13 protein-coding genes are annotated in these 12,852 nt (G+C 37.3%); 12 read left to right on the top strand and 1 reads right to left on the bottom strand.

Translation table 11 applies throughout. The features are described from left to right. Window positions 1–11 precede the first annotated feature (11 nt). The 11 genes from ACM03V_RS27845 (at window position 12) to def (ending at window position 10,272) form a co-directional block, all read left to right on the top strand. Window positions 12–827: a hypothetical protein gene (locus ACM03V_RS27845; RefSeq protein ID WP_414624056.1), complete on the top strand. Its 816-nt coding sequence runs from the start codon at window positions 12–14 to the stop codon at window positions 825–827. 884 nt (window positions 828–1,711) lie between these two features. Further along, window positions 1,712–2,074 carry a hypothetical protein gene (locus tag ACM03V_RS27840; RefSeq protein ID WP_414624055.1) on the top strand — a complete coding sequence of 121 codons (363 nt, stop codon included), beginning with the start codon at window positions 1,712–1,714 and terminating at the stop codon, window positions 2,072–2,074. A gap of 180 nt (window positions 2,075–2,254) precedes the next feature. Then, entirely contained in the window at window positions 2,255–2,686 is a 432-nt protein-coding gene (locus tag ACM03V_RS27835; protein WP_414624054.1) for a SufE family protein, read from the top strand. A 127-nt stretch (window positions 2,687–2,813) separates the two neighbouring features. Then, a complete protein-coding gene (locus ACM03V_RS27830; RefSeq protein ID WP_414624053.1) occupies window positions 2,814–3,731 on the top strand; it encodes an alpha/beta fold hydrolase in 918 nt (305 codons plus the stop codon). A gap of 499 nt (window positions 3,732–4,230) precedes the next feature. Continuing rightward, window positions 4,231–5,199 carry a CobW family GTP-binding protein gene (locus tag ACM03V_RS27825; RefSeq protein ID WP_414624052.1) on the top strand — a complete coding sequence of 323 codons (969 nt, stop codon included), beginning with the start codon at window positions 4,231–4,233 and terminating at the stop codon, window positions 5,197–5,199. A gap of 128 nt (window positions 5,200–5,327) precedes the next feature. After that, the gene (locus ACM03V_RS27820; RefSeq protein WP_414624051.1) at window positions 5,328–6,389 is read left to right on the top strand and encodes a WD40 repeat domain-containing protein; all 1,062 of its coding nucleotides are present in this window, start codon (window positions 5,328–5,330) and stop codon (window positions 6,387–6,389) included. A 143-nt stretch (window positions 6,390–6,532) separates the two neighbouring features. Continuing rightward, entirely contained in the window at window positions 6,533–7,393 is an 861-nt protein-coding gene (locus tag ACM03V_RS27815) for a formate/nitrite transporter family protein (protein ID WP_414624050.1), read from the top strand. Window positions 7,394–7,546: 153 nt separating this feature from the next. Further along, the gene (locus ACM03V_RS27810; protein ID WP_414624049.1) at window positions 7,547–7,813 is read left to right on the top strand and encodes a hypothetical protein; all 267 of its coding nucleotides are present in this window, start codon (window positions 7,547–7,549) and stop codon (window positions 7,811–7,813) included. 424 nt (window positions 7,814–8,237) lie between these two features. Next, the gene (locus ACM03V_RS27805) at window positions 8,238–9,062 is read left to right on the top strand and encodes a hypothetical protein (RefSeq protein ID WP_414624048.1); all 825 of its coding nucleotides are present in this window, start codon (window positions 8,238–8,240) and stop codon (window positions 9,060–9,062) included. A gap of 456 nt (window positions 9,063–9,518) precedes the next feature. After that, complete coding sequence (locus ACM03V_RS27800; RefSeq protein ID WP_414624047.1) at window positions 9,519–9,779, top strand: DUF6171 family protein; 261 nt, start codon at window positions 9,519–9,521, stop codon at window positions 9,777–9,779. A gap of 25 nt (window positions 9,780–9,804) precedes the next feature. After that, on the top strand, window positions 9,805–10,272 hold the full coding sequence (gene def, locus ACM03V_RS27795; RefSeq protein WP_414624046.1) for a peptide deformylase: 468 nt from the start codon (window positions 9,805–9,807) through the stop codon (window positions 10,270–10,272). A gap of 28 nt (window positions 10,273–10,300) precedes the next feature. Here def and ACM03V_RS27790 read toward each other — a convergent pair whose 3' ends face one another. Continuing rightward, entirely contained in the window at window positions 10,301–11,101 is an 801-nt protein-coding gene (locus ACM03V_RS27790) for an ABC transporter permease (protein ID WP_414624045.1), read from the bottom strand. Window positions 11,102–11,352: 251 nt separating this feature from the next. On the opposite strand from ACM03V_RS27790, the gene ACM03V_RS27785 reads away from it, so the two are divergent. Beyond that, on the top strand, window positions 11,353–12,480 hold the full coding sequence (locus ACM03V_RS27785) for a DegT/DnrJ/EryC1/StrS family aminotransferase (protein WP_414624044.1): 1,128 nt from the start codon (window positions 11,353–11,355) through the stop codon (window positions 12,478–12,480). Window positions 12,481–12,852 lie beyond the last annotated feature (372 nt).

Below are 12,852 nucleotides of genomic sequence, written 5' to 3'. Positions count from 1 at the left end.
GGAGCAGAATTATGGCTAACAATGCTTACACTATTGGTGAAAATCTTTCGGAATTTAAAGAAGAAATACAAGTAAATTTGAATCAAGGATATGACTTAACTAGTACTGCATATGGTGGTGATGGTAGCTGGGTTGGATTGTATCAAGACACGCCTAATAATACTGGTTTTGTCAGCGTAAGCAATGCTGATGAACTCTTACAAATAGTTCAACAAGGATGGGAACAAGGGTATAGCTTAGTTGATGTTGAATATGGTGATGGTATCTTATTTGGGACTTTTGAACAAGATTATGGAACTAATGCTCTTACAACTGCAACCAGTTTTACTGAACTTAAGCAAGATATTTCAGAAAGATGGGATAAAGGATATGAATTAGTTGATGTTGAATATGGTGATGGTATTTGGTTTGGAACTTATCAAGATGTTCCTGGTAATAGTGCTTGGAATCACTCAAACAGTGCTGATGAATTCATACAAGCAGTTGAACAAAGATGGGAGCAGGGATATGACTTAGTAGATGTTGAATACGGTGATGGTATTTGGTTTGGGACTTTTCAAGAAGATTCTAGTATTACAAGTGGTTATGTCGGTGGAAGCACTTTTGATGAACTTCTAGGGAATTTTCAACAATTCGGAAATCAAGGATGGGAATTAGTTGATGTTGAATACGGTGATGGTGGTTGGCTTGGAGTTGTTGAACAAAAGACTCCACAAAATGCATTCGAGAATCCCACGTTATATCCCCTCGCTACTGAACTTGGAATACAACAAAATGTACTTCTTCAAGATACACTGAATTTTTACAACTCCGCTACCTATTGGTAATAAAAAAAATAGTTTGCTGTTCATAGGTTGGGTTAGACACCAAAATCAATCTTAATTATTACGAATATCTTTACCTATGGTGTCGTAACCCAACACCGTTGTGGATATACGATGCAGATGTTGGGTTACGACGCTATATCAATTCGCTAATTAAACCCCAAATTATAAAAGCGTCTAACCCAACCTACAATTACTTACCTTTCATAGATTATGTGGCAGGTTTTTTGTTGCAGTAATTCACAATTTCCTTACATAAAGTTCAATGCTCTTACTGATGTAGTTCGTAGGTTGGGTTAGACACCAAAATCATCTTGATAATAACGACCATCTTTACTTATGGTGTCGTAACCCAATATCGTTGTGGATATACATAGAGAGATGTTGGGTTACAACGCTATGTAGATTCGGTAATTAAACCCCTTCTGCGTAAAAGCGTCTAACCCAACCTACAATAATTAGTTCGTATTTCTACCCCCTCTTATTAAATTGGGTAATCATAAAGTGGGGGTGAGTAACTGCTAAGTGGCAACTGTAGGGAACTTGGCTAATCTTTTGACAGTCGATTTTTTAAACTTGCGATAAAATTAATTCTTGTCTTGATTGGTTGTGGATTTATCGTTAAACTGTTTCAACTTCCAATTTGGCTGCTGACGGGTTAAAAACTATTCGGGGTGAAGTATTTACGAAGATGGGATTATGACTACTTTTAATTTGTCTTCCTTCTTCCCCTTGCCTACCTTATGTTTCGTTATCCATAAACGGCTTTTTTACGTCATATGGTAGGTACGGTCAATATTGTATAAAATTTACTGAGCAACTACCAGTTAACGTGAAAAAATAAAAGCCGTAAAGCTTCGTTAGTTATAACGCTTCTTAGATTAATAATGAACAAAAAATTCTTTCTCACATTACTTTCTAGCCCTGTATTGTTTTCGTCTATGGTGTCAATGGCGGTTTTTACTCAACCAGCCAGCGCCAACGAAACAGTTAAGCCTACTCCCAGCCAATTTTCCTGTGGTAGGAAAGCTACCGTAGCTGTGGCAACTCCTAGTGTCGGTTGTACTCGTTTACGGAGAAATACTGCTGTACCGGATGCAAACGGAAATAAAGGTTTACGCCCTGACGAATTACCTGAATTGCAATTCACCGATGAAGAAAGTGACGCTTCTGTTGCTTTGTTTGGTTGCGATTGCCCAGCTTGCTTAAATGCTTTGCGTCAAATACGCGGTTTGCCTCCGATGACTTAATTCATAGTTTTCAGTAAGAAAATAAATTTAAAGGCAGAAGTAATTTCATCGGTTGCTTCTGCTTTTTTTGTTTTAATAGGGAACAGGGAATAGGGAGGTAATTGGTAATTGGTAATTGATGACTACCCTAATCGCTTCAAGATATTCTAAACTCAAAATAATAGGCTTTTATAATTCTGTATGAACGATTCTTTACCACCAGCTCTTGCTAAAATTGTCAAACGCTTTCAACGTGCTTCTGAACCTAAGCGACGCTACGAACAGCTAATTTGGTATGCACAAAAGCTTCCTGAATTTCCAGCAGAAGACAAAATAACTGAAAATAAGGTTCCTGGTTGCGTTTCTCAAGTTTTTGTTACTGCTTCTTTAGATGACGAGAAAATTACTTTTCAAGGTGATTCGGATTCACAATTAACTAAAGGCTTATTAGCGCTTTTAATTGAAGGTTTGAACGGTTCGACACCTGCCGAGATTGTTCAACTCACCCCAGATTTTATCCAAGAAACAGGTTTGAATGTCAGTTTAACTCCTTCTCGCGCTAATGGTTTCTATAATATTTTTAAAACTATGCAAAAAAAGGCACTAGAATCTCAACAATCTGTGTCGAATTAAACCTCTAACAGATGTATAAAAAATGATACATTAATGCTGAAGGCTACAGCATGAATTAAGCATTTACAAACTTTGACCTTTAACTTTTAATCTTTAACCTTTAAATTTATCGGGGAATAATCGCAGAATGACAACAGTCTCATCTATCTCTACTTCTGCTCGCATTGGCGGAGTGGTAGAACAATTTGTATGGAATAGGGAAGACCAAGATTTTCGCATAGTTTATGAATCTTTGGGTCAAGGTTCCCCGGTATTACTTTTTCCTGCATTTAGCACTGTTTCCATGCGTTCGGAAATGAGCGGAATTGCTAAGCGGCTTTCTTCTGAATATAAAGTAGTAGCGGTTGATTTTCCGGGTTTTGGAGATTCTGGTCGTCCTAAAGCCGATTACAGTCCCGCTTTATACAAAGATTTTATAGAAGATTTTGTATTAACTACTTTTGAAAAAAAGCCTGTTTCCGTAATAGCTGCCGGTCATAGTGCGCCCTACGTTTTATGGTTAGCTAGCAAGTACAATTCCGTATTTTATCGGATAGTGTTAGTAGCACCAACTTGGCGCGGTCCCTTAGCTGTGATGGGGGTTAATGGAATATTACGAAACTCAGTTAATCAGTTAGTAAGATTACCAATTATTGGTCAACTCCTTTATAAACTCAATACTTTACCATCGTTTTTAAAGTTCATGTATCGTCGTCACGTTTACGTCGATGCTGAAAAACTAACTCCTAATTTTATTCACGAAAAATGGGAAAGCACCCAGCAACCCGGAGGAAGGTTTGCTCCCGCAGCCTTTGTAACTGGTTGTCTCGATCTTGTAAAAAGAAGAAGCGATTTATTAGGATTAATCAGGCAAGTATCGGTACCAATTATGGTGGTGATTAGCAAATCTTGTCCTAAGTCGTCGCGGCAAGAAATGGAGGCGATCGCCAATTTACCCAGAGTTGAAAGCGTGTTACTTGAAGGCTCTTTGGGGATGCATGAGGAATACCCAGATGTCATAGCTGAAGAGATTTTGCCTTTTTTGGGAGCTACCGTGAGTCAATAGGTTAGATACTTGTTTTCTGTTGCAACAAATTTGTGATTCGGTTGTAAATCAAAGGTTGTAGCAAAAGTATAATCAAATTTAGATTTTGCACCCCGAAATCGTTAAACCCCAGCACCCGCCTTGTAAGCCGGAGGCTTTCTCGCAGAGAAATCAAAATCATCGGCTAATATACAAAGTACGTTGAAACGGACTAAAAGCCTTGCCTAGTCTGATTTATCAGACTTTGTTTTTAAGAGAGGGGAATTTATTCCAAGGTAGTGTTGAAACTGGTGCAAGATGTGAACTGAAATATATATTGAAATATTTTTGAAATTTGTACTGATGTCGGTTGTTGATAATTGACTATTTATTTATCAAACCAAAAAAATGAGGGCACTGCAAAATCAAAGTTTTGGTTATTTATTTAACAAATTTTATACATATTTGAAAGCAGCATTGATTTTTTTTGTATATTATTTGTGTCTGTAAAACATTCATTAAATAAGCATCTGAGAATAATATGGTTAATACAGCAACAAGCGTCATACCAGTAACAGTTTTGACTGGATACTTAGGAGCGGGAAAAACAACTTTGTTAAATCGGATTCTGACTTACGAACACGGTAAGAAGGTTGCGGTGATAGTTAATGAGTTTGGGGAAGTTGGTATTGATAATCAGTTGGTTATCGATACTGATGAAGAAATTTTTGAAATGAATAACGGCTGTATTTGCTGTACCGTGCGCGGCGATTTGATGCGGATTATCGGTAATTTAATGAAGCGTCGCGATAAATTTGACCATTTGGTTATTGAAACTACTGGTTTGGCAGATCCAGCGCCGGTGATTCAGACATTCTTCGTTGATGAAGATATGCGCGAACAATTGTTACTTGATGCTGTGGTAACTGTGGTTGATGCCAAGCATATTTGGCAACATTGGGATGCGGAAGAAGCGCAAGAACAAATTGCTTTTGCTGACGTAATTTTGATTAATAAAACAGATTTAGTATCTTCCGAGCAGTTGGAAGAATTAGAAAATCGGATTCGGGGAATGAACGCGATCGCAAAAATTCATCGTACCCAAGATGCAAAGTTGGAAATGGATGCATTGCTTGGCGTAAAAGCGTTTGACTTAAATCGAGCTTTGCAAATCGATCCAGAATTTTTGGGTGAAGACGCTCACCAACACGATGAAAGCGTTTATTCTGTTGCCTTAGTAGAAGAAAATGCCCTTGATGGTGATAAGTTGGATAAATGGTTGGGTAATTTATTGCAAACTCAAGGCCCTGATATTTTCCGCACTAAAGGAATTTTGAATATAGCAGGAGATGAAAACCGCTTTGTATTTCAAGGCGTGCATATGTTATTAGATGGTAGAGCAGATCGTCCTTGGAAAGAAGGGGAAACTCGTAAGAATGAGCTTGTGTTTATTGGACGTAATCTTGATGAAGCGAAGTTGAGGGAAGAATTTAAGGCTTGTGTTGCGTGAATTGGTAATAGGTAATTGGGAATTGGGAATTAGTAATTGGTATTATTCCTAACTACTAATTCCTAACTCTTTTAATCCAAAATCCAAAAGACACGCATCCGTTGTTAAAATCTAAAATCCAAAATCCTATGAAATCTACCGTCAACTCACAAGAATTTTCCCTAATATCATCGGAAACTCTCTCAGATTATGTTACCGCTGTCGCTTTCTCAACCCAAGGAGATATTTTAGCTGCGACTTCTGCTGCTGGGGAAGTTGTATTTTGGCAAAATGACGAATTAGAAACTTTGGAATCTGGTAACGGTGAGTCTGTTGATTGCGCTGCTTTTTCTTATGATGGTAAATTTTTTGCTGCTGCTGGACAAAATGGACAAGTCAAAATCTGGCAGGGAAATGAGTTAATCGCAACTTTGGAAAATGCTCCTGCTTGGGTTGATAAATTGGCTTGGAGTCCTAATTGCAATAATTTAGCTTTTAGTTTAGGTCCTAAAGTCCAAGTTTGGGATGCAGATACACGAAGTTTGGTTATCACTTTAGATTTTGATAATTCTTCCGCTTTGGGTATTGATTGGCGAAACGATGGTAAATATCTTGCTATCGGTGGACATCGTGGAGTTAAACTTTGGAATACTCAAAATTGGAATGATGAGCCACTAATTTTAGATATTCCTTCTACGAGTTTAGCAATGGCTTGGTCTGCGGATGGAAAGTACCTTACTTCCGGTAATATGGACAAAACTATTGCAGTTGTAGAAACTCAATTATTACTTTCGGGGGAAGATCCGCAACCGTGGATTATGCACGGTTTCCCTGGTAAAATTCGTGACGTTGCATGGTCGCAAATAAATTCCAGTACGGGAGCGCCTTTACTAGCCTGCTCTAGCGTTGATGGGATTGTGCTATGGGAAAAACAACCTGGTGAAGATTCGGATTGGGAAGGAGCAATTTTAACCAATCATGCAGGTATTATTCAGGCGATCGCCTTTGCTCCTAACAGCTTTTTACTTGCTTCTGCTGCTAGCGATGGTTGGTTGTGTCTGTGGCAAGATTCTCAAGTTTCCCAAATTATTACAGGTGTTTCGGATGGTTTTACCTGTATCGATTGGCATCCTCAAGGTAATCAAATCGCCGCAGGTGGTGAAAATGGCGAGTTGTTGATATTCAGTAATCAGTTAGCAGTTAGCAGTTAGCAATTATCAAGCTTTAAGAATTCAAAATCCAAAATTAAGACGTTCTATTATCTATCAACATACGTCTAATTTGGATTAAGAGAAATGAATAGAATAAGTAACAAAAGAAAGGTTAAAATAGCTTTTAAAAATTAGGGTGCAACATGAGTTCTAACAGCGAAGAGAAACCAGATGAACTCAGCGAATCTCGTGCGAAAGAATTAGAGTTGGATGAAAGCGAACAGCGAGAAGTTGATGAACTTGGACGCGCTAAGGCTATTGTTATTCATGAGGTAATTCGGTTAGAAGGCGAACATGAGTTGCAGCGTCCATCTTTAGCTTTAGCTTTTTCTGGGTTAGCTGCTGGATTGTCAATGGGGTTTTCGCTGGTTGCTGAAGGTTTGATTTACTCTGCATTACCGGATGAATCTTGGCGTATTTTAATAGCTAGCTTCGGTTATACAGTTGGTTTCTTGATTGTAATACTAGGTCGTCAGCAGTTATTTACTGAAAAGACTTTAACGCCGATTTTACCTTTATTTAATAAGTTTACTGCTAAGAAATTTGGGCGCGTAATGCGACTTTGGGCAATTGTTTTAGCAAGCAACTTGATTGGTGGGCTAATATTTGCTGCTATTATTGGTTACACCGAGATTTTTTCCGAGGATGTGCGTCAGGGATTCACCCAAATTGCACGGAAGGAATTGCAAGGTGGATTTGGGAATCTTGTATTACGAGGAATATTCGCAGGATGGCTGATTGCACTTTTAACATGGTTGCTCCCGGCTGTACCAAGTTCCCGATTAAGTATTATTATTATCATTACTTACTTAGTAAAGCTTGCTGGATTAGCTCATATTATTGCTGGCTCAATCGCTGTTTTTTACCTCATCGTTACTGGATCTATTACTTGGGGTGAATATGTCGGAGGATTTGCGATCGCCACTTTGTTGGGTAATATTATCGGTGGTGTTTCTTTTGTCGCAGCGCTCAATTACGGGCAAATTGCACCTCAGAATAGGTGAAACGGACATAACCGCTAGGAGTACTTGATTCCAATTCTTAACATTATCAATTTATAATCCAGAATCTAAAATTGCACTACCTGTCAAGTCAGCATTTATCAAGATATCATGGGTTTAAGTGACTCAATCTACACCATACAAACTATATAAATTATGATAATCGCGAAACTTGTTTTATTTGCATTACCCGTACTTGTTGCTTCCATGTTGTTTTTAACAAATCCCGCAGCAGCATCTTCTGTTGATTCTGCATCTACAACACATATTAATTCAACATCGGTACAAGCAGTTGATGAATTTGTAACGTTAAACCAGGTGGATAATTCTAATCCTATTATCGACCATCTTGGTTGCAATTGTGCTTATTGTGCTGGGGCTGAATCGCAATTACAAGGTAAATTACCTATTTCTAATCTTTGATAAATTAAATATACAATTTGAAATTGTTGAAAGCAAATATTTTTTTAAATAAATTGATGCTTTCGTACCAAAATTAGAAACCTGGTTTTTTTGAAACTGGGTTTTTTTATTCTTATAAATAATTAAAAGCTACTATATTCTATTTATTTATTCTAACTATGGAAAAAACCATGTTCTATACAGCTAACATTAATCTATAAATAGAAATCAATAAGACGCTTCGTCATACATTAAAAAAGATAATTAATACACTTTATGTGACTATTTACAATCAATTAAAATACATTTTATTAGCCTAAATAATTACAATTTTTGTTGCAATATTACTTTTAGTTAACGTAGCGATAAATACCTTGTAGATAATGATTATGATTGTTTGCGGCAATCATTTGTAAACGATTTGACTCAAGAGAGAAAAGCCTGCATGACACTACAAGCTACTGCAAATCCTCCACAGCAAGATTTTACTGCTAATTCTAAGAAATCATTATCTGTTGTAATTGAAGGGGAAAAAGCTACACCTGTTAATCAACTTCCTCAATCTTGGCAAGATATTTTTACAGGTAAATCGAATACTAAGCTCTCTAATGCTGAAGATTATGTGAAAATGGCGCAGCTATTTTTTCACAAAATGTCTCGCGGTGATGTCGATTTATTCAATGAATCTGAACATTTACAGCACTTAAAGCCTGCTTTTTGTGAAATTTTTGGTAGTTTAGCTTGGCAAGCTCTTGAGTTTTACGGTAAAGATTTTGATGTAGATAGATATCCTAATTTTGACTTAATTGAAAAAGAACTTTCTTCTGAAGACGAGGAATATAACGAGCGCAAACAAATTGTAGAAATAGGCAAAGCTTTGTTTGCAGAGTTCGGTTACGATTTACCAGCTTCTTTTTATCACGTACATTTAGCGCCTGTATATAGAGAAGAAGTTTCGGAAGTACGTCCGTTAAGATTTTCGGAGTCAGATAAAAATAATGCGCGTGCTTGGGATGCTTCTTTACACGGACAAAAAGTATTTCCGATTCAGTTGATGGTACAAAGTATTTCTTCTAAACACGGGTTTTTTCAAGAACATGGTTGTGGTTGCAATCATGCGATGACAAGAGTAGGCTCTACCGATACCTCTTTTGATTATCAAATCCGTCCGGAAATGCGTAATACCTGGATTCGCGATTTTATTTGGACTGTATGGTACGAGTACGCTTTCTTTAAATTTACGCCGGTAACTCGTTTTTTAGTTGATTAAAAAGATACTTCGGTATCAAATCAAAATTTATTGTAAGTCGGTTAAGAAATTTAGGTATTCTTAACCGACTTTTGTTTTCTTGTTCCCAGTCTCCGGCTGGGAATGCAGTTAGCGAGGCTCTGCCTCGCGTATTTATTGGAGGCAGAGCCTCAATCGATGGGTTCCCAGTCGGAGACTAGGAAAATATTTAAGAGAGTAGGGAGTAGAAGAAAAATTATTAGCACTTACGCAAAGCCCCCTTAAAAAAGGGGTTTGGGGGATCTTAACGTTGGGAAGCCTAATTTTTTCCAGTTCCATATTCCATATTCCCTATTCCCTATCTAAATAAATTCTATATATACAAATAATAATCTACTCTTATCTATTTATTTTCGGATTAACTGCTAATTCCATGCATGAATATTTTGAGATGTTATGATTTGTTGAGAAATATTCTTGCAATTTAGGAGTCTTAGTATGGGTAATTCGTCACCACCAAGTTATCCGAGTAAACCGAAAATGCTAGAAAGTCTGTTTTCGGAAGCATATAAAAGTGCGAAACAGGGATTATGCGGAGATAGAATTCTCGCTGAGAAAAGTAAGGTAGAAGAAAGATTAGAAATTTGTTCTGGTTGCGAAAAGTATAATGTTGAAGCTACACGCTGTACTGTATGCGGATGTTTTATGTTGGTAAAGGCAAATATCGAAACTTCCGAATGTCCGGATGGTAAGTGGTAGTTTCCTGTTATGAGCAATAATTTTCATGGTTGTTAAATCTTTCGTTGAGTATCCCAATCCTTTGTTAAGAGAAGTATCAACTAAAGTTGATGTTTTTGATTCAGATTTGCAAGCTTTGGTTAAAGATTTAATTGATACGATGCTTGCAGAAGATTCGATGGGATTAGCTGCACCTCAGATTGGAAAGTTAAAACGAGTATTTATTTTGAATAAGAAACGCATTGCAGGTGACAAAAGTAAAAATTATCAATCCGAAGATATGTTATGTATAGTTAATCCTGAAATAGAATTCCAAGAAAACCCAATTGATTCAAGTGAAGGATGTTTGAGCTTTCCAGGAAGACGAGAAACTGTAAAACGATTTAATAATATAAGATTAACCGCTTTTGATCGAGAAAATAAACCTTTTACTCTTACTGGTGAGGGGATGCTATCGATTCTTATTCAACATGAAATAGATCATTTGAATGGGATTCTTTTTATTGATAGGTAATTGGTAATTGGTAATTGATAATTGGTAATTACTTTATTAACTGCGCGTTTTTGTTGAAAAATTGCTGGGAAAGGGCAATAGTCAGAAATATCGTTGTTAGTAGGTTGCTGAGTGCCACCATAAACATAAGTAGAATTTGATAGGATGCTGCTTCGGATGCGGTTTGGAAGGGAATTTTATCGTAATCAACGCCGCTAATTATTATTCCACTCATAAATCCGGGTATTGTCACCATTCCAATTATCATCATTTGATTGATGGTAGGAATTAAACCAGCACGGATGGAATCTTTTTTATACTGCTTAATTGCTTGTTGCGGAGTTGCACCCAAACTGAGGTGAGTTTCTATTTCCGCATGGCTGGCATTGATTGTGCTGACAAAACGCTCCCCGGCGATCGCGGCTGCATTCATGGCATTACCTAATACAAAACCTGCTAGAGGAATCACGTATTGTGCCTGGAATAAGCGATCGGGTTGGATTATCAGAAAATTTACGTAAATTAAGGTGAATGCCGTACTCAACAACATTGAACCCCACACCAAAGGAAGAATTCCTGGCATTTTCTGAGTTATCCGATTTTTGGCGACAATCGCCGCAACAGTTAGCATTACTGCTAAAATCGCCAAAACTGCCCAAAAATTATCTAAGGCGAGAATAAAGTCTAAAATGTATCCCAACACTAGTAACTGTAGGATGGTTCTGACGGTAGCTAAGGCTAAATTTAATTCCAGTCCGATTCTCTGCCAAAAAGATAAACCGATGGCTATAACCATTAATCCGGAAGCAATACCCAAGTCGAAGAAATCTAGCTGTATCAGTTCTGACATCTGAATATTTTGTTATATTTCATTAAATCAAATTTTAAGCATTTCTTCTCTGATTAAACCAGCTAACCGACGTATCAATATACGAAGCCAAAAGCTTTAGACAGCAGCAGAACCTAGATGTTATATTGCCGATAATTAAGTGAAACCTTGTGAATTGCGTATTATGGGCGACAGTATTAACCAGCAAATACGATTAAAAATCTAACAAGTAATTCAGCACTATCATCTATATTCATATAACAAAAAAGCTCATGATACAAAGTGTAAGTTCTATTCCTGCTTTTGATAATAAACAGCAATATTCGACTATAGCCGCAGAAGTAAGTGAAGCTGTTTTGCAAGTTCTATCTTCGGGACGTTATATTGGTGGCCCTTTGGTGGAAGGATTGGAGCAACAGCTTGCTGCTTATACAAATGTCAGTGAATGCGTAGCTTGCAATTCAGGTACGGATGCTCTTTACTTGGCTTTAAGAGCCTACAATATTGGTGCGGGAGATGAGGTAATTACAACACCTTTTACTTTCGTAGCTACCTGTGAAACCATCAGCGCAGTAGGTGCAAAGCCGGTATTTGTAGATATCGATGCTTCTACTTATAATTTGGATTTGCAGCAAGTTGCAGCAGCTATAACACCTAATACTAAAGCGATTATTCCAGTTCATTTATTTGGACAACCTGTTGACATGACAGCGTTAATGGAATTAGCTTCAGCCAAGAATTTAATAGTAATAGAAGATTGCGCTCAGTCTACAGGAGCAATGTGGGATAACCAAAAAGTAGGAAGCATCGGACATATTGGTTGCTTCAGCTTTTACCCAACTAAGAATTTAGGTGGATGTGGCGATGGTGGTGCAATTACCATTAATGATGCAGAAATTGCTCAAAAAATCCGAATATTAAAAGATCACGGTCAAAAAACTAAATACCACTACGAAGAAATTGGTGTAAATAGCAGATTAGATTCGATTCAAGCCGCTATCTTGCTAATTAAATTACGTTATTTAGATACTTGGAATACTCTAAGACAGAAAATAGCCGCTCGTTATCACGAACTTCTCAGTCATGTTCCCGGTATTATCATTCCTCAAGAATTACCGGGAGGCACGGGAGTATGGAATCAATACACCATTAGCGTATTGGATGGCAAAAGAGATTTGTTGTGCGATCGCTTGAAAGATATGGGTATAAATACAGCAATTTACTATCCATATGCTTTACATTTACAGCCAGTTTATCAAAGCTTGGGTTATCATCCCGGACAACTACCAGTAGCAGAGCAAGCTTGCAACCAAGTCTTATCTTTACCCATGTTTCCAGAACTTTCTGAAGAACAGCAAGATCGGGTAGTTTATAGTATCAAAGAAGTTATGGGTTCATAAGATGACCGAAAATCATAGAGTGCAAGCCCCCAAATTTTATTTATGGGGTTAGATAGTAGGGGATTTTAATCCCCGTGCCTTCATAGTACCGCTACAATTCGGAACTTTTTTGTAGTAAAAGGCGTATTTTCAGGAGCAATAACTTACATAAATATTAGTAATTCAAAAATAATTATTATATTAGCTTCGCTCTACAAGTATTGAGAATTTAGCAATTGTAAATAAAGATTAAGATTTTTCTCTTAATGTAAATTGATTCACGTATCTGGGAATACTAAGCGTGCAAGCAATTAAGGTGATGGTGCTATGGTTCACGCTCAAGTCAGTATTCCCGGTTATCAAGTCAGCGAAAAACTTTATGATGGTTCCAGA

Source organism: Calothrix sp. CCY 0018 (assembly GCF_963920925.1).
In the GTDB taxonomy this organism is placed as follows: Bacteria; Cyanobacteriota; Cyanobacteriia; order Cyanobacteriales; family Nostocaceae; genus Rivularia.
This window is presented reverse-complemented; position numbering and strand designations above follow the sequence as displayed.

Coding starts and splice junctions, on each gene's coding strand:
- ACM03V_RS27830 (WP_414624053.1), top strand. CDS start 2,814: ATGACAACAGTCTCATCTATCTCTACTTCTGCTCGCATTGGCGGAGTG.
- ACM03V_RS27820 (WP_414624051.1), top strand. CDS start 5,328: ATGAAATCTACCGTCAACTCACAAGAATTTTCCCTAATATCATCGGAA.
- ACM03V_RS27845 (WP_414624056.1), top strand. CDS start 12: ATGGCTAACAATGCTTACACTATTGGTGAAAATCTTTCGGAATTTAAA.
- ACM03V_RS27835 (WP_414624054.1), top strand. CDS start 2,255: ATGAACGATTCTTTACCACCAGCTCTTGCTAAAATTGTCAAACGCTTT.
- ACM03V_RS27785 (WP_414624044.1), top strand. CDS start 11,353: ATGATACAAAGTGTAAGTTCTATTCCTGCTTTTGATAATAAACAGCAA.
- ACM03V_RS27815 (WP_414624050.1), top strand. CDS start 6,533: ATGAGTTCTAACAGCGAAGAGAAACCAGATGAACTCAGCGAATCTCGT.
- ACM03V_RS27840 (WP_414624055.1), top strand. CDS start 1,712: ATGAACAAAAAATTCTTTCTCACATTACTTTCTAGCCCTGTATTGTTT.
- ACM03V_RS27800 (WP_414624047.1), top strand. CDS start 9,519: ATGGGTAATTCGTCACCACCAAGTTATCCGAGTAAACCGAAAATGCTA.
- ACM03V_RS27805 (WP_414624048.1), top strand. CDS start 8,238: ATGACACTACAAGCTACTGCAAATCCTCCACAGCAAGATTTTACTGCT.
- ACM03V_RS27810 (WP_414624049.1), top strand. CDS start 7,547: ATGATAATCGCGAAACTTGTTTTATTTGCATTACCCGTACTTGTTGCT.
- def (WP_414624046.1), top strand. CDS start 9,805: ATGGTTGTTAAATCTTTCGTTGAGTATCCCAATCCTTTGTTAAGAGAA.
- ACM03V_RS27790 (WP_414624045.1), bottom strand. CDS start 11,101: ATGTCAGAACTGATACAGCTAGATTTCTTCGACTTGGGTATTGCTTCC.
- ACM03V_RS27825 (WP_414624052.1), top strand. CDS start 4,231: ATGGTTAATACAGCAACAAGCGTCATACCAGTAACAGTTTTGACTGGA.